Annotated in this window: 27 protein-coding genes and 1 tRNA gene; 16 read left to right on the top strand and 12 right to left on the bottom strand. The window is 71.2% G+C overall.

Annotated elements, in window-relative coordinates; genetic code table 11:
- The first annotated feature begins 87 nt into the window (after nt 1–87).
- From ACLQ3F_RS25880 to corA, 4 genes are all read left to right on the top strand, one after another.
- On the top strand, nt 88–480 hold the full coding sequence (locus ACLQ3F_RS25880; RefSeq protein ID WP_030487774.1) for a CBS domain-containing protein: 393 nt from the start codon (nt 88–90) through the stop codon (nt 478–480).
- Between the two features lie 83 nt (nt 481–563).
- Nucleotides 564–1,022, top strand: coding sequence for an ester cyclase (locus tag ACLQ3F_RS25875; RefSeq protein WP_357223364.1), 459 nt, complete (start codon nt 564–566; stop codon nt 1,020–1,022).
- Nucleotides 1,023–1,128: 106 nt separating this feature from the next.
- Nucleotides 1,129–2,223 carry a PLP-dependent aminotransferase family protein gene (locus ACLQ3F_RS25870; RefSeq protein ID WP_425851956.1) on the top strand — a complete coding sequence of 365 codons (1,095 nt, stop codon included), beginning with the start codon at nt 1,129–1,131 and terminating at the stop codon, nt 2,221–2,223.
- Between the two features lie 322 nt (nt 2,224–2,545).
- A complete protein-coding gene (corA, locus tag ACLQ3F_RS25865) occupies nt 2,546–3,700 on the top strand; it encodes a magnesium/cobalt transporter CorA (protein WP_357193692.1) in 1,155 nt (384 codons plus the stop codon).
- Between the two features lie 80 nt (nt 3,701–3,780).
- Here the strand turns inward: corA and ACLQ3F_RS25860 are convergent, their stop codons facing one another.
- Nucleotides 3,781–4,560, bottom strand: coding sequence for a hypothetical protein (locus ACLQ3F_RS25860; protein WP_425851954.1), 780 nt, complete (start codon nt 4,558–4,560; stop codon nt 3,781–3,783).
- An 84-nt stretch (nt 4,561–4,644) separates the two neighbouring features.
- Between ACLQ3F_RS25860 and ACLQ3F_RS25855 the strand changes: the two genes are divergently transcribed.
- Both ACLQ3F_RS25855 and ACLQ3F_RS25850 read left to right on the top strand, forming a co-directional pair.
- The gene (locus ACLQ3F_RS25855) at nt 4,645–5,175 is read left to right on the top strand and encodes a peptidylprolyl isomerase (protein ID WP_272614231.1); all 531 of its coding nucleotides are present in this window, start codon (nt 4,645–4,647) and stop codon (nt 5,173–5,175) included.
- Between the two features lie 94 nt (nt 5,176–5,269).
- Nucleotides 5,270–6,181 carry a rhomboid family intramembrane serine protease gene (locus ACLQ3F_RS25850; protein WP_357193696.1) on the top strand — a complete coding sequence of 304 codons (912 nt, stop codon included), beginning with the start codon at nt 5,270–5,272 and terminating at the stop codon, nt 6,179–6,181.
- Nucleotides 6,182–6,197: 16 nt separating this feature from the next.
- Here ACLQ3F_RS25850 and ACLQ3F_RS25845 read toward each other — a convergent pair whose 3' ends face one another.
- Complete coding sequence (locus ACLQ3F_RS25845; protein ID WP_357193699.1) at nt 6,198–6,680, bottom strand: PH domain-containing protein; 483 nt, start codon at nt 6,678–6,680, stop codon at nt 6,198–6,200.
- A 124-nt stretch (nt 6,681–6,804) separates the two neighbouring features.
- Between ACLQ3F_RS25845 and ACLQ3F_RS25840 the strand changes: the two genes are divergently transcribed.
- The gene (locus tag ACLQ3F_RS25840) at nt 6,805–7,977 is read left to right on the top strand and encodes a thiolase family protein (protein ID WP_357223351.1); all 1,173 of its coding nucleotides are present in this window, start codon (nt 6,805–6,807) and stop codon (nt 7,975–7,977) included.
- 19 nt (nt 7,978–7,996) lie between these two features.
- Here the strand turns inward: ACLQ3F_RS25840 and ACLQ3F_RS25835 are convergent, their stop codons facing one another.
- Together ACLQ3F_RS25835 and ACLQ3F_RS25830 are read right to left on the bottom strand one after the other, a co-directional pair.
- Entirely contained in the window at nt 7,997–8,881 is an 885-nt protein-coding gene (locus tag ACLQ3F_RS25835; protein WP_425851952.1) for a maleylpyruvate isomerase N-terminal domain-containing protein, read from the bottom strand.
- An 81-nt stretch (nt 8,882–8,962) separates the two neighbouring features.
- Entirely contained in the window at nt 8,963–9,901 is a 939-nt protein-coding gene (locus ACLQ3F_RS25830) for a hypothetical protein (protein WP_357193708.1), read from the bottom strand.
- A 182-nt stretch (nt 9,902–10,083) separates the two neighbouring features.
- Here ACLQ3F_RS25830 and ACLQ3F_RS25825 point away from each other — a divergent pair, with 182 nt between their 5' ends.
- The 5 genes from ACLQ3F_RS25825 (at nt 10,084) to ACLQ3F_RS25805 (ending at nt 14,594) form a co-directional block, all read left to right on the top strand.
- The gene (locus ACLQ3F_RS25825; protein WP_425851950.1) at nt 10,084–11,097 is read left to right on the top strand and encodes an aminoglycoside phosphotransferase family protein; all 1,014 of its coding nucleotides are present in this window, start codon (nt 10,084–10,086) and stop codon (nt 11,095–11,097) included.
- 111 nt (nt 11,098–11,208) lie between these two features.
- Entirely contained in the window at nt 11,209–11,715 is a 507-nt protein-coding gene (locus ACLQ3F_RS25820; RefSeq protein WP_357193713.1) for a hypothetical protein, read from the top strand.
- A gap of 73 nt (nt 11,716–11,788) precedes the next feature.
- Nucleotides 11,789–12,481 carry a response regulator transcription factor gene (locus ACLQ3F_RS25815; protein ID WP_328651712.1) on the top strand — a complete coding sequence of 231 codons (693 nt, stop codon included), beginning with the start codon at nt 11,789–11,791 and terminating at the stop codon, nt 12,479–12,481.
- A complete protein-coding gene (locus ACLQ3F_RS25810; RefSeq protein WP_425851948.1) occupies nt 12,474–13,937 on the top strand; it encodes a sensor histidine kinase in 1,464 nt (487 codons plus the stop codon). Before ACLQ3F_RS25815 ends, ACLQ3F_RS25810 begins: the two co-directional genes overlap by 8 nt.
- A 57-nt stretch (nt 13,938–13,994) precedes the next feature.
- On the top strand, nt 13,995–14,594 hold the full coding sequence (locus ACLQ3F_RS25805) for a hypothetical protein (RefSeq protein ID WP_357193720.1): 600 nt from the start codon (nt 13,995–13,997) through the stop codon (nt 14,592–14,594).
- A 44-nt stretch (nt 14,595–14,638) separates the two neighbouring features.
- On the opposite strand, the gene ACLQ3F_RS25800 is transcribed toward ACLQ3F_RS25805, so the two are convergent.
- Both ACLQ3F_RS25800 and ACLQ3F_RS25795 read right to left on the bottom strand, forming a co-directional pair.
- Complete coding sequence (locus tag ACLQ3F_RS25800; protein WP_425851945.1) at nt 14,639–16,240, bottom strand: ricin-type beta-trefoil lectin domain protein; 1,602 nt, start codon at nt 16,238–16,240, stop codon at nt 14,639–14,641.
- 147 nt (nt 16,241–16,387) lie between these two features.
- Nucleotides 16,388–18,610, bottom strand: a complete 2,223-nt coding sequence (locus ACLQ3F_RS25795; RefSeq protein WP_425851943.1) for a glycosyltransferase family 39 protein — start codon at nt 18,608–18,610, stop codon at nt 16,388–16,390.
- Between the two features lie 123 nt (nt 18,611–18,733).
- Here ACLQ3F_RS25795 and ACLQ3F_RS25790 point away from each other — a divergent pair, with 123 nt between their 5' ends.
- Complete coding sequence (locus ACLQ3F_RS25790) at nt 18,734–19,441, top strand: glycosyltransferase family 2 protein (RefSeq protein ID WP_091397575.1); 708 nt, start codon at nt 18,734–18,736, stop codon at nt 19,439–19,441.
- Here the strand turns inward: ACLQ3F_RS25790 and ACLQ3F_RS25785 are convergent.
- Both ACLQ3F_RS25785 and ACLQ3F_RS25780 read right to left on the bottom strand, forming a co-directional pair.
- Complete coding sequence (locus tag ACLQ3F_RS25785) at nt 19,427–20,320, bottom strand: transketolase family protein (RefSeq protein ID WP_425852119.1); 894 nt, start codon at nt 20,318–20,320, stop codon at nt 19,427–19,429. The genes ACLQ3F_RS25790 and ACLQ3F_RS25785 overlap by 15 nt on opposite strands.
- Before the next feature lie 8 nt (nt 20,321–20,328).
- Complete coding sequence (locus tag ACLQ3F_RS25780; protein ID WP_425851941.1) at nt 20,329–21,021, bottom strand: transketolase; 693 nt, start codon at nt 21,019–21,021, stop codon at nt 20,329–20,331.
- Nucleotides 21,022–21,068: 47 nt separating this feature from the next.
- Here ACLQ3F_RS25780 and soxR point away from each other — a divergent pair, with 47 nt between their 5' ends.
- Nucleotides 21,069–21,542, top strand: coding sequence for a redox-sensitive transcriptional activator SoxR (gene soxR, locus ACLQ3F_RS25775; protein WP_425851940.1), 474 nt, complete (start codon nt 21,069–21,071; stop codon nt 21,540–21,542).
- Here the strand turns inward: soxR and ACLQ3F_RS25770 are convergent.
- Nucleotides 21,535–22,533 carry an NAD(P)H-quinone oxidoreductase gene (locus tag ACLQ3F_RS25770; protein WP_425851938.1) on the bottom strand — a complete coding sequence of 333 codons (999 nt, stop codon included), beginning with the start codon at nt 22,531–22,533 and terminating at the stop codon, nt 21,535–21,537. The two genes, soxR and ACLQ3F_RS25770, sit on opposite strands and share 8 nt — an antisense overlap.
- A gap of 161 nt (nt 22,534–22,694) precedes the next feature.
- Between ACLQ3F_RS25770 and ACLQ3F_RS25765 the strand changes: the two genes are divergently transcribed.
- Nucleotides 22,695–22,784, top strand: a tRNA-Ser gene (locus ACLQ3F_RS25765).
- Between the two features lie 89 nt (nt 22,785–22,873).
- Here the strand turns inward: ACLQ3F_RS25765 and ACLQ3F_RS25760 are convergent.
- A complete protein-coding gene (locus ACLQ3F_RS25760) occupies nt 22,874–24,058 on the bottom strand; it encodes a low temperature requirement protein A (RefSeq protein ID WP_425851937.1) in 1,185 nt (394 codons plus the stop codon).
- A 51-nt stretch (nt 24,059–24,109) separates the two neighbouring features.
- The gene (locus ACLQ3F_RS25755) at nt 24,110–24,265 is read right to left on the bottom strand and encodes a hypothetical protein (RefSeq protein WP_357193751.1); all 156 of its coding nucleotides are present in this window, start codon (nt 24,263–24,265) and stop codon (nt 24,110–24,112) included.
- 143 nt (nt 24,266–24,408) lie between these two features.
- Between ACLQ3F_RS25755 and ACLQ3F_RS25750 the strand changes: the two genes are divergently transcribed.
- A complete protein-coding gene (locus tag ACLQ3F_RS25750; RefSeq protein ID WP_357193753.1) occupies nt 24,409–24,951 on the top strand; it encodes a YbhB/YbcL family Raf kinase inhibitor-like protein in 543 nt (180 codons plus the stop codon).
- A 108-nt stretch (nt 24,952–25,059) separates the two neighbouring features.
- On the opposite strand, the gene ACLQ3F_RS25745 is transcribed toward ACLQ3F_RS25750, so the two are convergent.
- Entirely contained in the window at nt 25,060–25,770 is a 711-nt protein-coding gene (locus ACLQ3F_RS25745; RefSeq protein WP_355004428.1) for a class I SAM-dependent methyltransferase, read from the bottom strand.
- Nucleotides 25,771–25,840: the final 70 nt, after the last annotated feature.

Below are 25,840 nucleotides of genomic sequence, written 5' to 3'. Positions count from 1 at the left end.
GCTTGTGCGATGCCGCTCTTGTCCCGGAAACATCCACCGACCACCATGTCCGTACCGAATGCCACCGTCCCAAAGGGGTGATGTGTGATGCAGGTACGGGATGCGATGTCCAGCCAGGTCCTCGTCGTCGGTCCGGAGCACACGCTCCGCCAGGCGGCCCGGATGATGTCGGCCCGCGGTGTCGGGTCGGCGGTCGTGATCGACCCGGATTCCGAAGGCGTGGGGATCATGACCGAACGTGACGTGTTGAAGGCCATCGGCGCCGGTCTGGACTGCGACGTGGAACGCACCGGCGCGCACCTGACCTGGGACGTGGTCTACGCCGGGCCGGAGTGGACGGTGGCCGAGGCCGCCGCCGCGATGGCGCGGGGCGGATTCCGGCACCTGGTGGTGCTGGACGGCCGGGAGGTGGCCGGCGTGATCTCCGTGCGGGACATCATGCGGGTCTGGTCGGAGAGCCAGGCGGTCGCCACCACCTGACCGGGGGTGGTGTGCGGGGCCGGATTGATGGGTAGACATCCCTTGCGGGCGCGGAGATGCCGTGGCCCGCGGGGGAGGTCCCGATGCGCGACGCGGAGCGGCTGGTCGAGCAGCAGTACGCAATGCTCCTGCGTCGGGACGTGGCCCGGCTGCCGGATCTCTACGCCCCGGAGGCGTTCTACGCCATGCCGGGCGTGACGGTCCGTCCGATCGAGCTGCCCGCCCTGCTGCGCACCTGGACCGGCGCCTTCCCGGATCTGCGCGTCGACCCGATGGGCGCGGTCCGCACCGGCGGTGGCGCCGCGGTCGAGCTGCGGCTGACCGGCACCCACACCGGCACCCTGCATTCGCCGTACGGCACCGTCGCGCCGACCGGCCGGCTGGTGAGCTGGGAGGTGGCCGACGTGGTCCGGGCCCGCAAGGGTCGGATCACCGCGTGGCGCTCCTACTTCGACTGGAGTCAGCTCCTCGACGCGCTCGGCGTGCAGCTGGAGGGACTTTCCCGGGGCGCGCAGCACGACGCGCTCGCCCTTCCGGTCTGATCTGCCGCCGACCGGTCGAGTGGGGTCACCCGACCCGGTGGCTCAGGATGCGGACATCGCCGTGCCGACCGCGCGTCCCCCGCCGCCGCCCGTACGCTCAATATCCATGACCGCCGAGCAGTTGATCTCCTTTGCCCGTGGGGCTCCCTCCCTGGACATCGTCGATGTCGAGGGGCTCAAGGCCGCCGCCGTCCGCGCCTTCGACGCCGACCCCGCGGGGGTGACGGCGTACGGCACCTCCGTCGGGTACCTCCCGCTGCGGAAGTGGATCGCCGAGAAGCACGGGGTCGGGGCCGACCAGGTGCTGGTCACCAACGGGTCGCTCCAGGCCGACGCGTTCCTCTTCGACCACCTGGTCCGCCCGGGCGACGCGGTGGTGGTGGAGCGCCCGACGTACGACCGGACGCTGCTCAACCTCCAGCGGATGGGCAGTGAGCTGCACAGCGTCGCCGTGCAACCGGACGGGCTGGACACTGCGGAGCTGCGCAAGCTGCTGGAGTCCGGGGTCCGCCCCCGGCTCGCGCACGTCATCCCGAACTACCAGAACCCGGCCGGCATGACGCTGTCCCTGGAGAAGCGCCGGGAGCTGCTCGACCTGGCCGCCGAGTACGAGTTCACGATCTTCGAGGACGACCCGTACGCGGACATCCGCTTCCGTGGCGAGGCGCTGCCGTCGATGCTCTCGCTGGACACCCGCAACGTGGTGGTGCACGCGTCGAGCTTCACCAAGACGGTCTGCCCGGGTGTGCGGGTCGGTTACCTGGTCGGCCCGGCCGACCTGATCGCCTCCATCGCGAAGAACGCGACGAGCCTCTACATCTCCCCCGGGATGGTGTCCCAGGCGATCGTGCACCAGTTCTGCGTCTCCGGTGACATCGACCGCTCGATCGAGACGGTTCGGGCGGCGCTCGGCGAGCGGGCCCAGGTGCTCGCCGAGTCGTTGCGCCGGCACCTGCCGCAGGCGCGGTTCGTGGAGCCCGACGGCGGCTACTTCCTCTGGGTGGAGTTCCCGGAGGACGTGCTTGTCGACCGGCTCGCCCCGGCAGCGGCCGAGCGAGGGGTCGCCGTGGTCAAGGGCAGTGACTTCGTGCTGGACGGCGGGCGGCACGCTCTCCGGCTGGCCTTCTCGGCGGTGACCGCCGACCGGATCGACGAGGGTGTCCGGCGGCTCGCCTCGGCCGTCGAGGCCGTCCGCAGCTGACTCAACTGTCGGGTTCCTGACAGAACGACGATGCCGGCCGTCCCGGGGCTCCCCTCCGGGCGGCCGGCTGGCCCACAATGCTGCGAGCGTCACCCCGCGAGCTGCGGTGTTCACCGCCGGCCTCCGGGCCCGGTCCCGCTGGGTCGACGCGGCAGCACAACCTCCCGCCCCCACAGGTGCCGGGTGGGCCGTGTCGTCCCCCGCACACCCCCCGATGCGGCCCGGCCCGCCCGGCGCCGCCCCACGCGACCGCCGTCACACCGGTCCTCGACCGCGATCGGCGTAGCCTGCAAGCCGCTGACTGAGCGCGGGAGGTGACGCGATGACGGATCGGACAGAGCGGGACCGGACGGCACCGTCGACCACCGGTCGGGTGCTGCGACCTCGGGCGTGGCCCTCCCCGGTCCGGGCGATGACCCGGATCCTCAACGCCGACGGCTCGCCGCCCGCGCCGGCCCCGACGGGCACGGGCACCGGCCGCAGCGCTGTGGTCGACTGCGCGCTCTACGTCGACGGCAAGCGGCAGCCCGGCGACTGGACCTACGCGGAGGCGTTGGCCGCTGCCCGCCGCGAGGAGCACGGCTTCGTCTGGATCGGTCTGCACCAGCCGGAGCTTGCCGAGATGACCGCCATCGCGGAGACCTACGGCCTGCACGAGCTGGCGGTCGAGGACGCGGTCAAGGCCGAGCAGCGCCCCAAGCTGGAGCGGTTCGGCGACGTCGTCTTCCTGGTGCTGCGCACCGCCCGCTACTGCGAGCACACCGAGCTGACCGAGAACTCCGAGGTGGTGGAGACCGGGCAGGTGATGCTCTTCATCGGCCCGAACTTCGTGATCAGCGTCCGGCACGGCGACGCCTGCCGGCTCGCCCCGATCCGCGCCGACCTGGAGACCAAGCAGGAGTTGCTGCTGCACGGCCCGTGGGCGGTGGCGTACGGGGTGACCGACCGGGTGGTCGACCTCTATCTGGAGGTGGCCGAGCAGATCGAGGACGACCTGGACGTGCTGGAGGCGGAGGTCTTCGACCGGCAGGGCCACGGGCGGATCCAGCGGATCTACCAGATGAAGCGGGAGCTGGTCGAGTTCAAGCGGGCGGTGGTGCCGTTGCAACGGCCGCTGATGACGCTGACCTCCCAGGTCAACCGGGACGTGCCGAAGGAGATCCGCAAGTACTTCCGGGACGTGCAGGACCACCTGAGCCGCACCGTCGAGCAGGTGAACTCCTACGACGACCTGCTGAACTCGATCCTCCAGGCGCGGCTGGCCCAGGTCACCGTCGACCAGAACAACGACATGCGCAAGATCGCCGCGTGGGCGGCCATCGCCGCGGTCTGGACCTCCATCGCCGGCGTCGAGGGCATGAACTTCGACAACATGCCCGAGCTCAAGATGACGTACGGCTATCCGGTGGCCCTCGCCCTCATGCTCGGCGTCTCACTGGCCCTCTACCGCTGGTTCCGCCGCAACGGCTGGCTCTGAACCGGCGACAGCGCCGCGCACGCGGAAGCGCCGACGAGTGGGTGACCACTCGCCGGCGCTCCGATGCGCTGCTGTTGAGCTCAGCGGCGGCCGTTGGTGCGGGCCGTGTCCTTGCCCAGCGCCTTGGTGAGGTCGTCGGTCGGCCGACCGGAGACGTCGGTGGCGCCCTCGGCGACCGACGGGACCTTGTCGGTCGGGCGGACACCGGTCTGCTTGGCCGGGGCGGTGGTGCTGGCGCTGGAGCCGCCGGCCACCGCCGAGCTGCCCGCGCCGGTCATCCCCGCCGCGCCGGACATGGCGGACCCGTCGGAGCCCCGGGCGACGGACGGCGTACGCACCTCGATCGAGTCGACCTCGTCGCGCATGGGCTCCAGGGTGCTGCGGGTCGGGTCGTACTCGGCCCACTCCTGCTGCTCCCGGCGGCGACGCAGCGCGACCGCGCCGGCCAGGCCGGCGATGGCACCCGCCGCCAACAGGCCGGTCATCATCGAACCGCGACGACGCGGCTGCTTCTTCTTACCGGTGATCCGCATGGTCTTCGACTTGGCCTTCCTGGTCAGCGGCCCTGCCTGTGCGGCGCCGTCACGAGCAGCCGCCGCCAGCGGTGCCAGCGTGGTGAGAGTCGTCCCCCAGCCGGTCGACGCGCGGTCGCGTACCTTCGCGGCGGTCGGTGCGACGTAACCTCGGGCCACCTGGACCCGCGGGCCGACGGTCGCGCCAGCGCCCTTCGCGGCGTGGTTGGCTGCCAGCATCAGGTGGCTGATGCTCTGGTTCAGCTCGGCCTTCGCCAACTGCCCCTGGGACTTACGCCGCCCGAATCCAAACACGGTCCTACCTCCTGGGAGTTGTTCCTTCGTCATCCTCCACCTTCGGATGCCTCCGCGATGCCAGATCGGGCACATGGGAGGATCCGCATGGAACTGACCAACGAGTGAGGAGTACCCGTGGCCGAGGCTGTCTACGCCACCCTGCACACCAACGCTGGCCCAATCCGGCTGGAGCTCTTCCCCAACCACGCGCCGAAGACCGTCCGCAACTTCGTCGACCTGGCCGAGGGCAACCGTGAGTACACCGACCCGCGCACCGGTCAGCCGGGCAGTGGTCCGTACTACGACGGCACCATCTCGCACCGGGTGATCAGCGGTTTCATGGTCCAGATGGGCGACCCGACCGGCACCGGCCGGGGCGGCCCGGGCTACAAGTTCGCCGACGAGTTCCACCCGGAGCTGCGGTTCGACCGTCCGTACCTGCTGGCGATGGCGAACGCCGGACCGGGCACCAACGGTTCGCAGTTCTTCATCACGGTGTCCCCGACGCCGCACCTCAACAACCGGCACACGATCTTCGGCCAGGTCGCCGACGAGCAGTCGGTGAAGATCGTGGATTCGATCGCGAGCACCCCGACCGGTCCGAGCGACCGTCCGCTCCAGGACGTCGTCATCGAGCGGGTCGAGATCGAGCGGTCCGCTTCCTGAGCGACCGGCGAGGTACCTTTGCTCGCATGATTGAGCGCTCCGGAGCACAGCCGGTGCCGGTGGACCGTGCGGTGGCGGACGGAGGGTCGGCCCGGTGAGCGAGTCTCCACCGACCACCCCGGTCTGCTACCGGCACCCCGGCCGGGAAACCTACGTCCGGTGTTCCCGCTGTGACCGGCCGATCTGCCCGGACTGCATGCGGGATGCCGCGGTCGGGCACCAGTGCCCGGAGTGCGTCAACGAGGGACGTCGCAGTGTCCGGCCGGCGCGTACCGCCTTCGGCGGCGGTACGGCCGGCCGGCACGGCTATGTCACCAAGGCGCTGATCGCCGTGAACGTGCTGTTCCTGCTGGCCTCCATCGCCTCCGCCCGGGGCGGGGACGCGGCGGTCGGCGGTTCCGGCTTCGGCGGCCTGATGGGTGGCAGCACGCCGCTGACCGAGTGGGGTGCGGTGCTTGGCCGGGCCTACCTCTCCGACTACACGCTGGGCGGGATCGCCGAGGGCCAGTGGTACCGGCTGGTCACGGCGATGTTCCTGCACTATGGCGTACTTCACCTGCTGCTCAACATGTGGGCGCTGTGGGTGCTCGGCCGGTCGTTGGAGGCCAACCTCGGGCGGGTGCGGTTCGCCGCGCTCTACCTGATCGCGGGCCTCGGCGGCAACGTGGCCGCCTACCTGTTCAGCAGCCCGCGGGCGGCCACCGTCGGCGCGTCGACGGCCGTGTTCGGTCTCTTCGCCGCGCTGATCATCATCGAGCGCAGGTTGGGCCGGGACATCTCCCGGATCATCCCGATCCTGGTGATCAACCTGGTGTTCACGCTGGCCGTGCCGGGCATCTCGATCCCCGGGCACCTGGGCGGCCTGGTGGTCGGCGCGCTGATGGCGTTGGTGCTCGCGTACGCGCCACGTGGTCGGCGCACGCTGGTGCAGGTCACCGGTGGGGCGCTGATCCTGCTGATCCTGCTCGCGCTGGTGCTCTTCCGGACCGCCGCACTGCTCACCTGACAGACCGCCGCACTGCTCACCTGACAGGGCGGACGGCGCGCAGTGCGGCGGCCACCTCTTCCGGGGTGGCCCCCAGGTCGTACCGGCCGAACAGATGCAGCGAGTTGCCCGCGTCGATCTCCAGGGTTTCGCTGGTCAGCCCGAGGCGGGGCCGCCGGTCGACGGCGATCGCCTCGACCGTCGACCAGGGCAGCAGCCGCCGGCCGGCGAAGCCGTGGATGACGGTGAGCCCGGCCGGGTCCACCGCCAACCGGACCGGCGCGACCAGGTCACGTACCGCCCAGCCGGCCAGCGCGGCGGCGGCCAGGACGGCCAGTGCCAGCCGGACCGGGTCGCCGTCGGCGAAGAGCAGACCGAGCGCGATGAGCAGAACCGCACCGGCCAGTTTCGCCGCCGGCAGGCTCGCCGGCACTCGCCACTGCCGGGCCGGGGAGGTCTCAGTCACCCGCCCAGCATGCCAGCGGTACGCCGAATCGCCGCCCCCGCGCGGGTCGATCATGCAGTTGGGGTGCCCCTCATTTGGTGCGAAGCAGGAGCTTCTGCCCACCACAAGTCCATGATCGACGCCGGAGGGTCGAGGGACGACGTAGGATCGGGGCAGCCCAAGTTACCGGGGAGTAAACATGAGTGACGCGGTCATCGTCGGCGCGGTACGTACCCCGGTCGGACGGCGCAAGGGCAGCCTCGCCGGCGTCCACCCGGTCGACCTCTCGGCGCACGTGCTGCGCGCCCTCGCCGAGCGCACCGGGCTCGACCCGGCCCAGGTCGACGATGTCTTCTGGGGCTGCGTGTCCCAGGTCGGCGAGCAGTCGTGGAACATCGCCCGCAACGGCGTGCTCGCCGCCGGCTGGCCCGAGACGGTCCCCGGCACGACGCTCGACCGGCAGTGCGGCTCCAGCCAGCAGGCCCTGCACTTCGCCGCCGCGACGGTGCTCTCCGGTCAGGCCGACCTGGTGGTCGCCGGCGGCGTCGAGTCGATGACCCGGGTGCCGATGGGCTCCAGTGTGGCCGGCGGCATGCCGTTCAGCGACCAGCTGCGCGCCCGTTACCGGGGCGTCGAGGGCTTCGCCGACGACGCGCCGCTGCCGTTCAACCAGGGGGTCGGGGCCGAGCTGATCGCCCAACGGTGGCGTCTCTCGCGTACCCAACTGGACGAGTTCGCGCTGGCCAGCCACGAGAAGGCGGCCGCCGCGCAGGACGCCGGCGCGTTCGACCCGGAGCTGACCCCGGTGCCGCTCGCCGACGGCGGCAAGTTCGCCGCCGACGAGGGCATCCGCCGGGAGACCTCCCTGGAGAAGCTGGGTGAGCTCGCCACCCCGTTTCGCGCCGACGGCGTGGTGACCGCCGGTTCTGCGTCCCAGATCTCCGACGGTGCCGCGGCCCTCGCGGTGACCACCTCCGACTGGGCCAGCCGACACGGCCTGCGCCCGCTGGCCCGGATCCACACCGCGGTGGTCGCCGCCGACGACCCGGTCACCATGCTCACCGCACCCATCCCGGCCACCGCGAAGGCGCTGCGCCGCGCGGGGCTGGGCATCGAAGAGATCGGGGTGTACGAGGTGAACGAGGCGTTCGCCCCGGTGCCGCTGGCCTGGCTGGCGGAGACCGAGGCGGACCCGGAGCGGCTCAACCCGCGTGGCGGGGCGATCGCCCTCGGCCACCCGCTCGGCGGCTCCGGTGCCCGGATCATGACGACCATGCTCCAGCACATGCGGGACAACGGCATCCGCTACGGCCTTCAGACCATGTGCGAGGGCGGCGGCATGGCCAACGCCACAATCGTCGAGCTGGTCTGAGGACACCGCCACACACCGGTCACCTCCGCCGGGGCGCTGGTGGGGGCGCGAGCCGGCCGTTGGGCATGTGCACGACCCGGAGGAACGCGGGCAGTCGCCACGGCTTCGGCCCACCGATGACGACGTCGCGCCGCAGCACCGCCTGCGCGGTGCTGATCCGGCCGAACATCATCAGGTTGAACCGGGCGGGGCGGAACGTCACGCTCGCGTCGAACGGGGCGTCGGGAGCCGCGATCCACACCCGGCGGTCGCCCAGGGTCAGCGTCGTCGTCGGTACGTACCGTGAGCGGAACTGCACCGACACATCGTGCCGGGGCGTCGGCAGTTCGGTGTTGAGCAGCACCCCGTACGTGTCGCGCAGCATGTCGAACATGAACAGGTCCCAGTAGAGCGCGGCGTGCTCGTCCGGCATCGGCCACGCCCGGCGGAGTGCCCGGGCGATGTCCCAGCCGTGCACCAGCAGCTCGTTGGTCAGATGGGCGAACAGGCCGCCGACCGTCACCCGCGCGTTGCCCAACCAACTCACCGTCGATCGCGGGTCAGCCGACGTCGCCAGGAGGCGGTCGACCATGGTGTTCAGCTGCGTCAGCAGCACCTGCGGGTCGCGTTCGGTGAAGTGGGCGAGCACGTGGGCATTGACGTCGGCCACCGTGTCCACGTTCGTGGTGGCGAGCAGGTCCTCCAGCCCCGGCACCCGGATGGGGACCTCGGTGCCCTCCAGTCTCGACACGTACAACATCGCGATCGACACCACGTGTGCCAGCGTGTCGGCCACTGTCCAGTCGGCGGTCGCCATGACGACGGGCGAGGGCGCGGCGGCCACCAGGTCGGTGAACCGGTCGGTTGCCGTTCGCAGTGCCGTGTTGGCCACACTCCAGCGGTCCGGATCTGCCGCGCCAGTCATCCGAACAGCATCGGCGACCTGACGTGCCGGAGCATCTTCGAACGTGCCGTCTTCGCCTCGGGCGGCAGGTCCGGACCGGCGTCAGTGGTTGTAGAACATGGTGGGGAACCAGCCGAAGCCGAAGATCGAGGGCACCCGGACGTCCCAGTACACGACTGTGAAGACCCCGAGTGCGATGAGCAGGGCGCCGCTGAGCACCATGCTGCGCCGCACGTCGGCGGCGAGCCAGCCGATGAACCGGCCGCGGGTGAGCATGATCAGCAGTGCGAACAGCGCGGTGACCACCACGATGTTGCCGAGGGACTGCAGGACGAACGCGGCCGAACCGTACAGCGGGTTGCCGCTGTCGACCGCCCAGTGGAACAACTTGTTGAACAGCGGGTACGGCCGGCCGATGAGGAAGCCGCCGATGAGCGCGCCGAGAGTGATCACCCGCGCGACCGGTCGGTCGGCGAACACGTCGCGCACCGTCCCGATCGCGGCCAGCCCGAGGTAGATGAGGGCCAGTCCGATGACACCGAACACCACTGACGACTGGATGATGCGTACCGGCACCCCACCGGCGGTCTCGGTGGACAGCTGAGGGAGCCGGTCGCCCAGGAGGACTCCAATGAATCCGTACGCCGCAGCGACGGCGACCATGCCCAAGGTGAGGTAGCCGACCGGCCGCAACAGCAGCCGGAGCCGGTCGCCGTTGCCGCCGCTTGCCGCGCCGAGCGGCCCGATGGACGCGAGCATCGCGATGTTGCACGCGGTGAAGGTGCCAGCGAGGCCCGACACGAACGCGAACACCAGGCCGGCGGCGGTACCGGAGATCGCCGTCGCCTTCGCGTCGTGACCGAGGAGCCCGCTGGCGACACTGTCACCGATGACCGAGTCGACGAACTCGTAGGACCAGAGCACGGCAAGCAGGACTCCGGCCGCCACACTCACCGCGATGATGAGCCCGTTGCGGTGTGGACGCTCCGCGACGAAGGGTCTCGCGAAGTCTCGGGTGCCTGTGGTCGGCGTTTCCGTCATAGCTTCTACTCCCCGGGCCGATTCGCGCGTGACTATGCGCAGCGATGATGTCGCTCAGGGTTGTCCCGGCGCATCTCGCAGAGTGCGCAATCGGCAGAGGTGCGGGCCTTCGGTGGGACGCCGCGACGTGCCGGCCGGAAAAGCGGTCCCCAACGTCGGGCAGACGGCCTAGGGTGCCCAGCGTGACGACGATCGCCGGTGAGCGTGCCCCCGACTGGTCCAGCGAGCAGTGGCAGGTGCGGGCCCGGTCCTGGGTCGACGCGCAGCTCAGCCGTGCCGGCCGACGGGTGACCGGGCCGGTGGAGCCGAGGCTGCGGCCGTGGTCGCTGGTGTGGCGGGTGCCCACCGACGACGGCCCGGTCTGGTTCAAGGCCAACAACCCGGGCACCGTGCACGAGGCGGTCCTGATCGCGGCGCTCGCCGAGTTGACGCCCGACCGGGTGCTCACGCCGATCGCGGTGGACCCGGCGCAGGGCTGGTCGCTGCTGCCCGACGGCGGCGAGTCGTTGCGCGACGTGCTGGCGCGCGACCCCGACCTGGCGCACTGGGAGCGGGCGCTGCCCGGGTACGCGGCGCTGCAACTAGCGAGCGCGTCGCACGCCGACGAGCTGGTCGCCTCGGGCGTGCCGGATCAGCGTCCGGAGGTGCTGGCCGGTCTATTCGCCGAGCTGCTCGATGATCACGAGGCGCTGCTGATCGGCGCCGAGGGTGGGCTCCGTCCGGAAATGCACGAGCGGTTGCGGGCCGAGCTGCCGGCGTACGCGCAGCGGTGCCGTCGGCTCGCCGACCTCGGCATTCCGGCGACCGTGCAACACGACGACCTGCACGACGGCAACGTCTTCGCCGGCGCGGCCGGGTACCGGTACTTCGACTGGGGCGACGCCTCCGTGGCGCACCCGTTCGGCACGCTGCTGGTGACCCTGCGCACCGTCGGGCACGCCGGGAAGCTTGCCCCCGACGACGCCCGGCTGGTGCGGTTGCGCGACGCGTACCTGGAGGTGTGGACCGACCGGTACGACCGGCGGACCCTCGTGGAGGCCGCCGACCTCGCTATCGGCCTGGGTCCGGTGAGCCGGTCGCTGTCCTGGCGTCGGGCGCTGGACACCGCCGAGGAGTCCCGCGCCGAGTACGCCGACGCGGTTCCGGGGTGGCTGGAGGAGCTGTTCGCCGCCAGTCCACTTCAGCCGAACTGCTGACCATGATCCGTCCGAGTCGGAAGTCGGACAGGCAGTGCGACAGGCGGCGTGGAACTTCCAAAAATTCCGCGTGACCCACGTCACCCTGCTGGGGACGTCGTTGGGCAGGTCATGGACGTCTTCTCCCGAACGTTCCTCCCGGCCGCCGCTGAGGCTGGCCTGGCCGTGCAGACGGTGAGCCGGCACATGCCGGTCTTCCGGCGCTGCGTCGGCTCCGGTGACGCCACCATCCTGGTCACCCGTTGCAGCCGCCCCGACCGCCCGGTCACCGGCGACTACCTGTTGCTCCTCACGCACCGCCGCCTGGTGGTGACCCAGCAGACCCGCCTCCTGCACCGACTGCGCCTGCACCTCAACACCGAGTTGCGCGAGCTGAGCAACGTCACCTGGAGCCCGGACCCGCGGCTGCAGTCGGTCGAGATGGCGGCCACCGCGATCGACGGGATCCGTGAGCGGTTCCTGATCCGGACCAGCCACCCGAAGCAGGTGTGGCAGCTCGACGCGTTGCTCAACCAGGCGTTCCGGACCCGCCTGCGGCCGCCCGGCGCGCGGGTCGTCGCCAGCATCGGTGACGCGCCGGCCGCCGCCCGACCCGGGCTGTTCGCTCCATCCTGGTGAGCTGACCCCGCCTTTACCGAACTCGAACACACACCGATCGCGCCGAGCCTCCGCGGTCGGCAATCATGGGCCGGTGACCGTCGAACCACCGCATCGCGGGCTCGTCCTCGTCGTGGAGGACGAGCCGGCCATCGCCGACCTGGTCCGGCTCTACCTGACCCGGGACGGGTTCGGCGTCCACCTGGAACGTGACGGCGAGGCCGGTCTGAGCGCGGCCCGCCGGATGCGCCCGGTGGCCTGCGTCCTGGACATCGCGCTGCCGGGTCTGCCCGGCACCGAGATCTGCCGCCGGCTGCGCGAGGCCGGCGACTGGACCCCTGTCATCTTCCTCACCGCCCGCGACGACGAGGTGGACCGGATCGTCGGCCTGGAGTTGGGTGCCGACGACTACGTCACCAAGCCGTTCAGCCCTCGGGAACTGGTTGCCCGCGTCCGCGCGGTGCTGCGCCGATCCGCCGGCGGCCCGGAGGGCGCGGACCGCCCACGTGTCGTCGGCCCGGTGACCCTCGACCCGGCCCGCCGCACTGTCACCGCCGCCGGTGCCCCGGTGCAGCTCACCTCCACCGAGTTCGACCTGCTGGCCCACCTGATGGCCCGGCCCGGCCGGGTCTTCACCCGGGAGGAGCTGCTGGCCGGAGTCTGGGGCTACGCGGCGCACGCCGGCACCCGGACGGTGGACGTGCACGTCGCCCAGGTGCGGGCGAAGCTCGGCCCGGCGAGCGTGATCCGGACCCATCGCGGCGTCGGGTACGCGGTAGATGCCTGACCACCCCCGGCACGTCGAGTCGCCGACCATGGCCCTGCCGGTGGTCGGCGCCCCACCCAGAGCACCCCGACGAGGCCGACCCGGCCGTACGCTGACCGCCCGCGCGGTGCTCGTCACCTGCGCGGTGGCGCTGGTGTCGGTGCTGGTCACCGCCATCGTCGCGGTGCCGCTGGCGATCCGTGGCGCGGAGCGGAGCGAGCAGGAGGCGCTCGCCGCCCAGGCCCGACTCGCCGCCGAGGTGCTGCGGACCCGCCTCGACCGGGGGCGCAGCGCCGACGAGGAACGGCTCATCCAACAACTGCGCGACCAGGGCATCGACGCGTACCTGATCCGGCGTGGGGCGGTCGACCGGGCCGGTCTGCCACCCCGGGTGGTGCAGCGGATCGGGCAGGGCCGCAACGTGTCGGCCCGCCGCTCCGTCAACGGTGAGCGGGCCCTGGTCGAGGGTCGGGCCCTGCCCGGCGGCAACGGGGTGGTGCTCTCCCGTCCGCTGGCCAACGGGCTGTGGGCCCGGGTGCTGCTCAGTCTCTGGTTGCCGCTGCTGGCCGGGTTGACCGCCGGTGTGGTGGCCGGGCTGCTGCTGGCCCGTCGGCTGGCCCGGCCGATCCGGGTCGCGGCCACCGCAGCCGCCCGGCTGCGCGCCGGTGACCGGGCCGTTCGGGTGCCGGTCGAGTCGCCGGACGAGGTAGCCGACCTGGCCGAGGCGTTGAACGGTCTGGCTGCCGCTCTGGCCACCAGCGAGGGCCGACAGCGGGAGTTCCTGCTCTCCGTCTCGCACGAGCTACGCACCCCGCTGACCGCGATCCGGGGGTACGCCGAGGCGCTCGCCGACGGGGTGCTCGGCGCCGACGACACGGTGGACACCGGTCGGACGATGCTGGCCGAGGCCCAGCACCTGGACCGGCTGATCGGCGACCTGTTGGCACTGGCCCGGCTGGAGGCCGCCGACTTTCCCCTGGAACCGGTGCCGGTGGACCTGACTCAACTGGCAGTGGACGCGGAGCCGACCTGGGCCGGTCGGTGCGCGGCGGTAGGCGTGCCGTTCCGGGTGGAGACGCCCGGTCAGCCGGTGCCCGCGTACACCGATCCGGGGAGGATCCGGCAGGTCCTGGACGGGCTGCTGGAGAACGCGCTGCGGGTCGTACCCCCGGGGTCGCCGGTGGTGCTCGCGGTCCGGCCGGCCGGCGCGGACCCGGCGCACGGCGGCGTGTTCGAGGTCCGCGACGGCGGACCCGGCTTCACCGACGACGACCTGGCGGTGGCCTTCGAACGCGGTGCGCTGCACGAGCGGTACCGGGGGGTGCGCAAGGTGGGCAGCGGGCTGGGGTTGGCGCTGGCCGCCGGGCTGGTCCGCCGGTTGGGCGGGGAGATCGCCGCCGGGCACGCGCCGGAGGGCGGTGCCGCCTTCACCGTCCGGCTGCCCGGTGATCCTTACCTGACTCGAACATCGTCCTGACGCTCCGCTCGTCGTTCCCGGCAAGGCTGAGGGCTCCACTGACCGAGAGGGAGAGTCATGCCACGTTGGGGTATCGCCACCGGCACCACGGCACTGCTCGCGGCGGTCGCGCTCGGCGTCAGCGGCTGCGGCGCGGCCGAGGTGGCCAGCCAGCCCGCCCGGGATGTCGCCGTCGAGGTCGCCGCCGCCATGGGAGTCGAGGGTCAGGCACTGGCCGCGATGGGCTTCGACGCCGACGACCTGGACGTGCTGACCGTCGCCGCACCGGCCACGCCGACGCCGGGTTCGTCCCCCAGCGCGAAGGAGAAGGCCCGGGAGAAGCGCGGTGAGGAGTGGCGCAAGCGCCGCCAGGCCCGCGTGCTGCTGCGTAAGAACACCCTGCACGGTGAGGCGGTGGTGAAGACGAAGGACGGCGGTACGCAGACCGTCGCCGTGCAACGCGGCGAGGTGACAGCGATCGACGGCGACTCGATGACCGTCAAGTCCACCGACGGCTTCACGATGACCTGGACCTTCGGCGACGACCTGCGGGTGGTCGAGCGGCGTGCCACGGTGCAGCCGAGCGAGGTGAAGGTCGGCGCGACGCTGGGCGTCGCCGGCGCGAAGGACGGCGACAAGGGCGTGGCCCGGCTCATCCTCATCCCCCGAGCCAAGTGAGCGAAAGGGGGCCCTGGCCGACGCCAGGGCCCCCTTTCCCGGTGTCAGTAGACGCGGGAGCCGATGAAGTCGTCGTGACCGTAGCCGACCGGGTTGGCGGCGGTACGTGCCTCGAACGACCACTGCTGCCTGCTGCTGGTGGAGCAGGTGGCCAACCGCAGCCGGGGAGCGCCCGACGACGGGCTGTCGAACGCCACGCAGAGGTTGCTGGCGGCGGCCGGCTTGATCTGGTTGCCGACGAAGGCGAACTGCTGGGCGGCAGTGCCGTTGCAGTCGTAGATGTTGACCGCGGTGCCGGCCGTCATCGACCCGCCGGCGACATCGAGGCAACGGTCGTGGGAAAGCTCCGAGTGCAGCGACCGCTTGGCCGAGTCGTACCAGAAGCCCTGGTTGCGCCCGCCGTGGCAGCCGTACGACTGTTGGGCGGTGCCGTTGCGGGAGTCGTACCCCTTACCGTCGACGCAGGTGCTGGTCCCCAGGTTGCGCAACTGCTTGAACTGCATCAGGCCGGAGTAGAGCACGCCGCTGCCGGTGCTGGCCGGGTCGACGCAGGTGGCCTGGTTCTGCCCGGAGTTCCAGAACTGGGTGATGCACTGGGCGAACATGCCGTGCCCACGCGCGTTGGGGTGGAACGACTGCCGGGCGGCGTTCTCGTTCCAGATGCCGACCTCGATGAAGAGGCCGCGTACCGAGGTGTTGTCGGTGCACACCTCGTGGCCGTGGAAGAGCCGGCTGGCGTCCAGATAACGGGTGCCGGTCTGCGCGGCCGCCGCCCGCAGCGCCGACTCGAACAGCGGCACCGCCTTGTTCCGGGCGAACGCGGCGTCGGCCAGGTAGAGCAGGCAGCCGCCGGAGTACCAGCCGGGGAAGTTCGGGTTGTCCTCCACGTCCGGGCTGGCCGGGCTCGGGTACGACATGAGCACCAGTTCGTAGTCCGTGCGCAGGTAGCCGGCCCTGGTCATGGTCTGCCGGATGTCGGTGAGGGCGTCCGCAACCGCCCGGCGGCTGCCGTCGGTGCGGATCGTCCACTGGTCGGTGTAGTCGGGGTAGCAGTTGCCCTGGAGGAAGACCCGGCTGACAGCGCAGTCGGTGGCTACCGGGCCGAACTGGATGGTGCCGTCGCCGTTCGCGCCGACCACCACCCAGATCAGCTTCACGTGCGTGTTGCGCGCTTTGATCCCCAGGTAGTCGCCCTGGTTGAGCTCGTTGTGCTGGGTGGGGCCGCCGGCGATGAGGTTCCATGGGGTGGCACCGGAGCAGGCGATGTTGTAGCGCGCGTCCGACGGGATGCCGGTGCGGAACACCGCCTGGTCGTACGAGCGGTCGCACCAGTTGCCGTCCTGGTGGGTGCCGGGGACGTAGTTGCCGACGCCCTCACCGGAGATCTGACTGTCGCCCATGGTGATCAGCGCGGTACGCCGTTGTTCGATCGGACGGATCGCCGGGCTGCCGTAGAGGGCGGTCGCCTCGGCGGCCCGGATGGCTTCGAGGTTGGCGGGGAGTGGTTGGACGGTTGGTCGGTCGGCGGCGGTGGCGGGGGTGGCCGGTCCGGCGAGCATCGGTAGGACGAGAGCGGCGACGGCGACGGCGACGGTGATGGCCCGTCGTCGGGTCGCGCGTTCGGGCCTGGCGGGGATTGCAGGCATCGACGCACTCCTTTCGGCTCAATCGCGGGACGTCGATTGAGTTACCAGACGGTAACGTGCGAATCAGCAGATGTGAATGCGCCTCAGATCCTTGCGCGCGGAATGCAGAACCGCCCGGATCGGACTATCCGACCCCCCACGGCGGCTTTAGCGGCCCGGCGGCAGGGCGTAGCCGACATAGCTGCGGAACTCCAGCCGCCAGCCGGCCGGGACGAGCTTGGCGCAGGCGGCCTTGTTGCCGGTGCAGACGATCGCGTCGACCGAGGCGGGATCGGCCGGCGGTCGTTCCGGCAACACCGACTGCAACGCCAGCAGGTCCGGTGAGCCGCCGTCGGGCTGCCGCAGCAGCAGCCACCACGGGTACTCCCAGTTGTCGTTCTGCTGCACCAGCCCGATCCGTCGCGCACCACTGTCCTGGACCACTGTCGCCGCCCAGCGGAACTCGTCGGCCCACTGGGGGCGGCGCAGGAACCGGGTGTCCCAGTCCGAGGTGGTGAACACCGAGCCGGCGCCGACCAGCCGGCGTGGAAAGCCGTACGACAGTGCGAGCACTCCGGCCAGCGCCGAGGTGGCCAGCACGGTGACGGCTGCCACGGTGGCAACAGTTCGACGCCCACCCGCGCGGTTGCGCAGGAGAGCGTCCAGCCAGAGGCCGGCGAGGGGCGTGGCGAGCACGACGGCGTAGAGCAGCAGCCGGTTGCCCCACGGCTGCCACTTGATCATCGCGGTGTGCAGCAGCACGGCGGTCAGCATCACCACGGCGTACGCCCGCAGCGACCCCGCCCGCTCGGGAGTGATCCGCCGCGGTCGGGCGAGCGCGATCACGGCACCGATCACCGCCAACGCTCCGGCCAGCGGGAACGCCACCCGGTCCTCGTCCGGATACCAGGCCGGCTCCGGGAACAGCTCCCGCCCGAAGGTGATCGCGCGGTCCTGCGGGTCGACCCCGATCGCCTCGGCGCCGCTGATGATCGCCTCGGCTCCGGCCCGACGCAGCGGCGCCAGCGGCGTGTCGAACGCGGTGTGCCCGATCCGCAGCGCGTTGACCACTATCGACGCCGGGTCGTGCCGCTCCATGGGGATGGACTCGCGCAGCCGGGGCGGCCCCAGCGGGTGCCCGAACTCGGCGGTCACCCGGGCCAGGAACGGGCCGACCACCACGGCGGCGACCACAAGGATCAGCACCGAACCGCCGACAGTGCGGGCCAGCCCGCCGACCGGCCAGGCGCGCCGACCCCCGCCGGGCGCTGTCGGGCCTGCCAGCGCCGATCGATCGGCCCGGGCCAGCCTCAACTGGGCCAATCCCCAGAGCACCAGCAGCGGGCCGACCGCGATCAGGCCGCTGGTCTTGGTCACCGCGGTCAACCCGGTGGCCGCCCCCAGCCCGAGCAGCGTGCCCCAGCCGGTCCGCCGACTCAGCCCGTCCAGCGTCAGGGTCGCCGCGCAGGCCACCCACGCCGCGCAGACCAGGTCGGTCTGGGTGCTGGTCGCCTGGAGCACGACCATCGGCGTGGTCGCCAGCACGAACGCGGTGAGCAACTGGGCCCGCCGGCCGCCGCCGAGCTGCGCGGTGATCCGTGCGGCCACCAGGAGGCAGACCACTCCGGCCGCCCACTGCACCAGGTTGTGCAGGTGGTCCCCGCCGGTGAGCAGGCGCAGGTGCAGCAGCAGGTACTCGGCTCCGGGCGGAATGGTCACCTGCCGGTGGATGGCGGTGGGCCAGAAGTCCAGGTCGCCCTGGGCCACCCAGTGCTCCACCTTCGGCAGGTGGTACGTCTGCGAGTCGAAGTTGTTCGGCTCGGCCAGCAGCGCGACCAGCAGCTCCACCAGGACCAGCCCGCCGACCGTGCCGGCGAGGAGCCGCTCGCCCGGCCGGGCCGTACGCCATGCCTCGACCGCTGCGGCACGAAGGTCAGCGAACCCCCGTGCGGCCCGGATCGGCGCGGGGCCGGGCTCACCGCGCTCGGCGGCGGCCGGGGCTGACACCTCGGGTCCGCCTCCGGATGCCACAGCGCCGACCGGCACCGGCTGCGGTGCGGTGCTGACTGCCGGCGCAGCGCTCACCGGCACCGGTGCGGCGGCGCTCGGCTGCCCCGGTCGGGTCGCCCGTCGCCAGCGCAGACCGACCGCCGCAGCGGCTGCGACCAGCAGAAGCAGCCAGGCGACCGTGAACGCGCCTCGGGTCAGCGCGTGCGACGCGCCGAGCACCTCGACGACGAGCACCGCGTACGCCCCGCTGAGCAGGACGGCGCGCACCACGGCGAGCCGCAGCGGTGCCACCGCGCCAGCCTCTCGTGGCATCGCCGCGACGATGAGCAAAAGCACCGCGGCGGCAGGAATCACCGCGAGCAGGGAGCCGGCAGCCGACATGGCGGAAGTAAACACCATTGATCTGAGGCCGCCGCGTCGACTGCCCAGCGGTAGCGGTACGCGGTAAACAAACCAACCAGGTTAGGCTATGGCCGACGTGTTGCCGCCACCGTGGAGATCCCCGTGAAGCTCTCGATCCTCATGCCGGTCTACAACGAGGAAGAACGCATCGCGGATGCCCTCAAGCAGGCATTGGCGGTTGACTATCCGTGTGAGATCGAGTTGGTCGTCGTCGACGACGGCAGCCGCGACGGCACCGGCGAGGTCCTCGGTCGCGCCGACGACGCGCGCCTCCGGGTCATCACCCACCAGCGCAACGCCGGCAAGGGTGCCGCCATCAAGACGGCGGTCGACAGCGCGGAGGGTGACTACATGGTCATCCTCGACGCCGACCTGGAGTACGACCCGCAGGACATCCCCAAGCTGCTCGACCCGGTGCTCGACGGCCGGGCCACTGTGGTCTACGGCAATCGCACCTTCGGCAGCCACAGCGCCTACAGCTTCTGGTACGTGATGGGCAACAAGGGCGTCACGATGGCGGCCAACGTGCTGTTCAACTCGTACATCGGCGACCTGGAGACCTGCTTCAAGCTGATGCCGGTGGCGCTCTACCGGTCGCTCGGGGTGCGCTCGCGCGGCTTCGGCATGGAGGCCGAGGTGACCGGCAAGCTGCTGCGTCGCCGGATCCGGCCGTACGAGGTGCCGATCAGCTACCGGGCACGCGGCCGGGAAGAGGGCAAGAAGATCACCTGGAAGGACGGCGTCGAGGCGATCTGGATCCTCGGGCGCGAGCGCGCTCGCCGCCGCCCCGCCGTCTCAGCCGCCAACTGACCCCAGGAACGCACTGATCGACCGCCGCAGGCCGTCGGCGTCCAGCCCGTGCCACCGGGCGTGGTCGGCCGGATCGCCGTACCGTCGCAGGTCGGTCTGACCCACCCCGAGGGCGAGCAGCCGGTGCGGCACGTCCGCCAGGGCCCGGCTGACGAGCGCGCTCGACGTTCCCGCCAGGTACGGCTCGACCAACACCACGTCGGTGTTGGCGAGCGCCCGCAGCCCGGGCGTGTCGAGCGGCCGGGGTGTGTGGGTGTACGCCACTGTCACGCCCATTCCCTCGGTCGCCGCCAGGGTGGGGTCGAGCATCGGTCCGACCGCCACCACGAGGGGCGCATTCGTCGGGCCCTGCCGGAGCACCCGGAGCCGGGTGGCGTCCGGGTACGCCTCGGCGTTGCGCTGCTCGCAGAGCCGCAGGTAGATCGGATCGTCGGTGGTCGCGGCGTTGCGCAGCAGCGGCCCCACCTCGTCCGGGTGGCCGGGCACCCGGACGGTCCAGCCGTCACCGAGGGAGTCGAAGAGCGCCACGTCTCCGGGCGACTGATGGGTGCGACCCTCAGCCGACCCGTCGTACGACGCGCCGATGCTGACCAGGACGGCGCCCACGCCCTGGTGGTCCAGATCCAACTTGATCTGCTCGTACGCCCGGTCCACCAGGAACGTCGCGTACGAGTGCGCGATCGGACGCAGCCCGGTCAGGGCGAGCCCGCCGGCCACTCCGATCATCAGTTGCTCCCGTATCCCGACGTTGAGCACCCGGTCCGGGTGGCGGTGGCCGGCTGGGGCGAACTGGCTCGCCGAGATGTCGGCCAGCACCAGCGCGGTACGCGGGTCCTCGTCGAGGAGCGCTGTGGCGGTGTCGATGAAGGCGGTACGCATGTCGGTCATCACTTGCTCCCGATGCGGGCGACCACGAGGTGCGGGTGTCGTGGTCGGTGCCCGGTCAGTGCCGCGTACAGGGCTTCGTGGTTCCGGCCGTCGACGGTCTCGGCGGTCCAACCGTTGACGGTGAACCGGCCGGCGATGCCACCGGCCCACCCGTGGCTGGCCGACGCGTTGTCGACCACGACAGCGGTGAGGCTGTCCAGGCCGGTCGCTCCGGCGTACGCGATCGCCTCGTGGTTGGATCCCTCGTCCAGTTCGGCGTCGCCGAGCAGCACGTACACCCGGGGGTTGAGCAGTCCCTGGGCACGCAGGCCGAGCGCGGTGCCGACGGCCAGCCCGAGGCCGTGCCCGAGGGAGCCGGAGCCGATCTCGACCCCGGGCACCAGGAGTCGGTCCGGGTGGTGGCCGAGCCGGCTCTCCGGTCCGGCCAGGTCGTCGAGCCAGGCGTCCGGGATGAAGCCGTGCGCGGCGAGCACCGCGTAGTAGGCGGCCGGTCCGTGGCCCTTGGAGAGCAGGAACCGGTCCCGTTCCGGGTCGTCGGCGGTGTCGGGGGTGACCCGCAGCACCCGGTCGTAGAGCACCTGGAGCACGTCGACGGTGGAGTGCGCGCTCGGCGCGTGTTTCTCGTCGCCGGTCAGTCGTCGGATCAGCCCGGGCAGTCGGGCGCTGCTGTCGGTGGTCAGTGTGGTGGCCATGCCACTACTGTGTTAGTTGAAGTGGACTTCAACTCAAGGACCTGGGGATGCCGGATTCATTGACGATCGGTGAGCTGTCCGCCCGCTCCGGGGTGGCACCGTCGGCGCTGCGCTACTACGAGCGACTCGGGCTGATCCGCGCCGACCGCACCGGCGGCAACCAGCGCCGGTACGCCCGCGCCGAGCTGCGGCGGGTCGCCTTCATCCGGATCTCCCAGCAGGTCGGCGTCTCGCTCGACGAGATCCGGGAGGCACTCGACTCGCTCCCCGAGGCCCGCACGCCGAGCCCGCAGGACTGGGCGCGGCTGTCGGCGAGCTGGCGCAGCCGGCTGGACGAGCGGATCCGGCTGCTCACCAGGCTCCGTGACGACCTGGACGGCTGCATCGGCTGCGGCTGCCTGTCCCTGCAGCGCTGCACGTTGAACAACCCGGAGGACGCGCTGGCCGGCGAGGGCCCGGGCGCCCGACTGGTGCTGCCCCGACCGGCCGTCGACCCGACGCCCGCCGGCTCGCTCAGCTGACGGCCGACCCTCCGCCCGGCGGGCGGGTGAGCAGCACCTTGCCGAAGTGGTCGTTCGACTCGACGAGCCGGTGCGCCTGCGCCGCCTCGGTCATCGGCAGCCGCCGGTCCACGATCGGCCGGATCCGGCCCGCCTCGACCAACGGCCACACCTCGTCCCGTACGCCCTGGACGATCTCCGCCTTCTCGGCGAGCGGACGGGACCGTAGCGACGTCGCGGTGACGCTGGCCCGCCTGGTCATCAGCGCGCCGAGATCCAGCTCGGCCTTGCGCCCGCCCTGCATCCCGATCACCACGAGCCGACCGCCGGTGGCCAGCGTGGAGACGTTCCGCCCCAGGTAGGACCCACCCATGATGTCGAGGATGACGTCGACACCGCGTCCGTCGGTGATCCGCCGGACCTCCTCGACGAAGTCCTGCTCCCGGTAGTCGATGACGTGCGCCGCGCCCAGCTCACGCAGCCGGGTGTGCTTGGCCTCTCGCGCGGTGGTCAGCACTGTCACGCCGAGGGCCGCCCCGAACTGGATGGCGAAGGTGCCGATCCCGCTGCCGCCACCGTGCACCAGCAGCGTGTCGCCCCCGCCGAGCCGCGCCACCTGGACCAGGTTCGACCAGACCGTGCAGGCCACCTCGGGCAGCGCCGCCGCGTCGACCGGGTCGCAGGCCGGCACCGGCAGCAACTGCCCGGCGGGGACCGCGACCCGCTCCGCGTACCCGCCGCCGGCCAGCAGCGCGCAGACCTGCTGCCCGACCGCCCACCCGGCGACGTCCGCGCCAACCTCCGTGATCACCCCAGAGCATTCCAACCCGGGGTACGCGGGCACGCCGGGCGGCGGCGGGTAGTGCCCCTGCCGTTGCAGCAGGTCAGCCCTGTTCACCCCGCTGGCCCGCACGTCCACGATCACCTCGTCGGGGCCCGGCTCCGGGTCGGGCACCTCGGCCCACACCAGCGCGTCAGGTCCACCGGGCTCCGGAATCGTGATGGCTCGCATGGGCCCAGTCTTCCCGATCTCCCCGGGCGCCGCAGGCGCACCACCCAGCCCACAGTGGACACGGCAGACCGCCTGGCCGGCGTACCGGGGAGGGACGCCGGGCCGCCCGGAGCGAGCCGTGGCAGACTATGCGTGGCCGTACGCCCACGGGTGACGGCCAAGGAGGGTTCGCCTAGTGGCCGATGGCGCTGGTCTTGAAAACCGGTAAGGCAGCGATGTCTTCGTGGGTTCGAATCCCACACCCTCCGCCATTATTGATCCACTCGACTTCCAAGAAGTCGGGGTGTTACGGCCGCGCGGATGCCGCGATTTCCTGAATGTCGAGTGGATCTCGCGCGGGTCAGTCGATCCCGGCGGCACTGCGCCTGGTCCACGCCTCGTAGCTGAGCAGGATGACGAGGAACCCGGTGAGCAGGCCGAGAGCGGCCAGGCCGGGCAGGTAACGGCCGACGGGAAGTAGCAGCAGCGCCACAGCGGGGGCGAGGAACTGCTCGGGTCGCACGCACCGGACGCTGAGTGCCAGGAACGTCGCCCGGCCCGCGAGGTACAGGGCGGTCCCGCCGAACAGCGCGACAGCCGGAATCCAGTGCAGGGTTTCGTGCGACTTCCCGTGCGCCATGCCGGCGAGCACCTCTTCGACTCCCAGCGCCACGTAGATGGTTCCGGCGAGCAGAGGGAGGTGGGCGACGCTGTAGGCGTTGCCGGCCACGAAGCCCCGGTGCAGTCCGGAGTCCGTCGTCAGTGCGTTCCCGGCGCTCGACGCGCTGGGGAAGTACAGCCAGTACAGGCAACCAGTGACGGTGAGCGTGAGCAGCGCCGCCAGCAGCGTCGGCCAGTGGATCATCTGAGTTCCGACGCCGGCGCCGACCGAGATCAGAGACTCTCCGAGCGCGATGATCACCACCAGGCCGTGCCGCTCCGCGAAGTGGCCGGGGCTGCGTACCGGCCACCCGCCCACCAGCAGGGCGAGCACTCCACCGCCCATGTCGATGATGAGCGCCGCCGCCCAGAGCAGGATCTGCGCGGCGCCGCCGACCACCGCGCCGAGGACGAGCGGGATCCAGGACAGCGCTGTGGTGAGGGCGTAGAGCCGAACAGTTCTGAGTCGCCGGGGGTCGTCCACCGACACCCAGTAGAAGAGAACGAACTGGGTCGACCGCACCACGAGGTACGCCAGCACCAGGATCAGCCGGGGTGTCCTCGTACCCCTGCCGGTTTCCCAGGCTTCGGGCAGGACCAACGCGATGAGGAAGACCGCTGCCATCGCCACGGCGATGCCGACCCGGATCAACCCGACGTCGAGCCGGACGTAGTTGCCCAGCCAGGCGTAGACGAGCCAGGAGTTCCACAGCAGCATGAGGACGAGCAGGCCCTGCACCAGGGTCACCGACGACTGTCGCTCGCTCATGAACGTGGTGACCCGGATGAGCCCGAAGACGAGCACCAGGTCGAAGAAGACCTCGAACAGCGTCGGTCGGTGATTCTCCGCGGTGACCACCGGCCGGGACCGGAAGATCCGCCACATCAGATCATCGTGTCTGTTCGTCCCGGAGGGTTCCGGCGTCCGGCCTCCCGGTCACTCCGGCGGGTCGACGGTTCGCCGCTCCCGGCGGATCGTCTCCTCGGCCAGTCGCTCCACCGCGCGTCGGCGGTCGTCGGCGATGGCTCGTTCGTCCCGGCGGCGGAACGCGGTGAGGACGGCTACCGCGAAATCCCGCCAGATGCCGGCCACGATGTCCCCCTGCGGAACGTTGCCCGAACTCAACCGTAGCTCTGCGAAACCACAGTCGGTCAGCGTGTGCTTCCGGTCGTCGGGAGGGCCGCAGCGGGGTAAGAAGGGGCTGGTATCTCCGCACATCGGAAGGACGCGTCCCCATGACCCTGGAACGACCGATCGCACCGGACCCGTACGAGCTGCTGCCGACGCTGCCCTCGTTCACGCTGACGAGCGACGACGTGCAGAACGGCGAGCCGATGGACGCCCGGCACGCGCATGGCAGCACCGGGGGTGAGAACGTCTCGCCGCAGCTGGCCTGGTCGGACTTTCCCGCCGAGACGAAGAGCTTCACGGTGACCTGCTACGACCCGGACGCGCCGACGGGCAGCGGTTTCTGGCACTGGGTGCTGGTGAACGTGCCGGTCAACGTCACCCAGTTGCCCACCGGGGCTGGAGGCGCGGCGGGTACCGATCTCGGCGGGGCGTTCTCGGTCCGCAACGACTACGGCGAGCAGGGGTACGGCGGGGCGGCTCCGCCGGCCGGCGACCGCCCGCACCGGTACGTCTTCGCGGTACACGCCCTGGACGTCGACCGCCTGGACCTGACCCCGGACGCCACGCCCGCCTACGTCGGCTTCAACCTGACGTTCCACACCCTGGCCCGAGCCGTGATCCGCCCGACCTACCAGATCAAGGACTAACCCGGGACCTCCCAGCTCCCGCGATCTTGCACTTCCTGTCCCGTCATTCCTGACATACCAGGCACAACGACGACAGGAAGCGCAAGATCGCCGGGGCCGGGGCTTGGGTCAGGCTGGGACGCGGGCTACGGCGAAGACGGACTGGCCGAACGGCGGGAGGACGAGCTGCTCGGCGGCCTTGGTGGCGGGCAGGACGAGGGTGTCGTACACCTTGACCATCGGGCCCTCCTTCGGCATCAGCCGGAAGACCTTGGTGGCCATGAAGTAGCCGATCAGCCCGAGCGCGTTGGCGTAGTGCATCTTCTCGATGGTCAGACCGGCCTCGGTCATCGCCGCCCCGAGCGTCTTCTTCGTGTAGCGGCGGACGTGCCCGGTGGCGATGTCGGCCGGGCCCATCGCGAACTGGAACGCGGGCACGATGATGATCACGGCGCCGCCGGGTCGGACCAGGTCGCGCATGCTCTGTAGCGCGCCCACGTGGTCCTCGATGTGCTCCAGGACGTTGTACGAGACGGCCGCGCTGTAGTCGCCCCGGTCGTTGTGCGGCAGCAGCATCTGCCGGACGTCGACGTTCGGACGGTCGGCGAGGCGCTCCTTGAGCTGCAGCAGCCGGTCCGGGTCGGCCTCGGTGGCGGTGAACCGTGGCAGCCGCTCGGACCATTCCAGCGCGTAGTCACCGAGACCGCTGCCGATCTCGATCGGGTCGTCGCCGAGGTACGGCACGGCCAGTTCGATGAACCAGCGACGGTGGTTGACAGCGGTTGCCAGGCCTTCCAGCACCTCGGACTGCACGCGCTGGTCCCCAGTGATTTCTGCCATGCGTCGATTCCTCACGGTATGAACTCGACCCGTGCCTGGACCGACAGAGTGAATCATCCGCTGGGACGGC

Source organism: Micromonospora sp. DT15, assembly GCF_049841475.1.
Lineage (GTDB): Bacteria > Actinomycetota > Actinomycetes > Mycobacteriales > Micromonosporaceae > Micromonospora.
Note: the sequence above shows the minus strand (reverse complement) of the source record. Positions and strands in the feature narration are given on the sequence as shown.

What these genes read in the sequence shown, in the direction of transcription:
- ACLQ3F_RS25840 (WP_357223351.1), top strand. Translation starts at nt 6,805, where the DNA reads ATGAGTGACGCGGTCATCGTCGGCGCGGTACGTACCCCGGTCGGACGG.
- ACLQ3F_RS25880 (WP_030487774.1), top strand. Translation starts at nt 88, where the DNA reads ATGCAGGTACGGGATGCGATGTCCAGCCAGGTCCTCGTCGTCGGTCCG.
- ACLQ3F_RS25780 (WP_425851941.1), bottom strand. Translation starts at nt 21,021, where the DNA reads ATGGCCACCACACTGACCACCGACAGCAGCGCCCGACTGCCCGGGCTG.
- ACLQ3F_RS25750 (WP_357193753.1), top strand. Translation starts at nt 24,409, where the DNA reads ATGACCCTGGAACGACCGATCGCACCGGACCCGTACGAGCTGCTGCCG.
- ACLQ3F_RS25800 (WP_425851945.1), bottom strand. Translation starts at nt 16,240, where the DNA reads ATGCCTGCAATCCCCGCCAGGCCCGAACGCGCGACCCGACGACGGGCC.
- soxR (WP_425851940.1), top strand. Translation starts at nt 21,069, where the DNA reads ATGCCGGATTCATTGACGATCGGTGAGCTGTCCGCCCGCTCCGGGGTG.
- ACLQ3F_RS25770 (WP_425851938.1), bottom strand. Translation starts at nt 22,533, where the DNA reads ATGCGAGCCATCACGATTCCGGAGCCCGGTGGACCTGACGCGCTGGTG.
- ACLQ3F_RS25845 (WP_357193699.1), bottom strand. Translation starts at nt 6,680, where the DNA reads ATGATCGACCCGCGCGGGGGCGGCGATTCGGCGTACCGCTGGCATGCT.
- ACLQ3F_RS25830 (WP_357193708.1), bottom strand. Translation starts at nt 9,901, where the DNA reads ATGACGGAAACGCCGACCACAGGCACCCGAGACTTCGCGAGACCCTTC.
- ACLQ3F_RS25835 (WP_425851952.1), bottom strand. Translation starts at nt 8,881, where the DNA reads ATGACTGGCGCGGCAGATCCGGACCGCTGGAGTGTGGCCAACACGGCA.
- ACLQ3F_RS25785 (WP_425852119.1), bottom strand. Translation starts at nt 20,320, where the DNA reads ATGCGTACCGCCTTCATCGACACCGCCACAGCGCTCCTCGACGAGGAC.
- ACLQ3F_RS25870 (WP_425851956.1), top strand. Translation starts at nt 1,129, where the DNA reads ATGACCGCCGAGCAGTTGATCTCCTTTGCCCGTGGGGCTCCCTCCCTG.
- ACLQ3F_RS25745 (WP_355004428.1), bottom strand. Translation starts at nt 25,770, where the DNA reads ATGGCAGAAATCACTGGGGACCAGCGCGTGCAGTCCGAGGTGCTGGAA.
- ACLQ3F_RS25875 (WP_357223364.1), top strand. Translation starts at nt 564, where the DNA reads ATGCGCGACGCGGAGCGGCTGGTCGAGCAGCAGTACGCAATGCTCCTG.
- ACLQ3F_RS25805 (WP_357193720.1), top strand. Translation starts at nt 13,995, where the DNA reads ATGCCACGTTGGGGTATCGCCACCGGCACCACGGCACTGCTCGCGGCG.
- ACLQ3F_RS25760 (WP_425851937.1), bottom strand. Translation starts at nt 24,058, where the DNA reads ATGTGGCGGATCTTCCGGTCCCGGCCGGTGGTCACCGCGGAGAATCAC.
- ACLQ3F_RS25860 (WP_425851954.1), bottom strand. Translation starts at nt 4,560, where the DNA reads ATGACGAAGGAACAACTCCCAGGAGGTAGGACCGTGTTTGGATTCGGG.
- ACLQ3F_RS25820 (WP_357193713.1), top strand. Translation starts at nt 11,209, where the DNA reads ATGGACGTCTTCTCCCGAACGTTCCTCCCGGCCGCCGCTGAGGCTGGC.
- ACLQ3F_RS25795 (WP_425851943.1), bottom strand. Translation starts at nt 18,610, where the DNA reads ATGTCGGCTGCCGGCTCCCTGCTCGCGGTGATTCCTGCCGCCGCGGTG.
- ACLQ3F_RS25810 (WP_425851948.1), top strand. Translation starts at nt 12,474, where the DNA reads ATGCCTGACCACCCCCGGCACGTCGAGTCGCCGACCATGGCCCTGCCG.
- corA (WP_357193692.1), top strand. Translation starts at nt 2,546, where the DNA reads ATGACGGATCGGACAGAGCGGGACCGGACGGCACCGTCGACCACCGGT.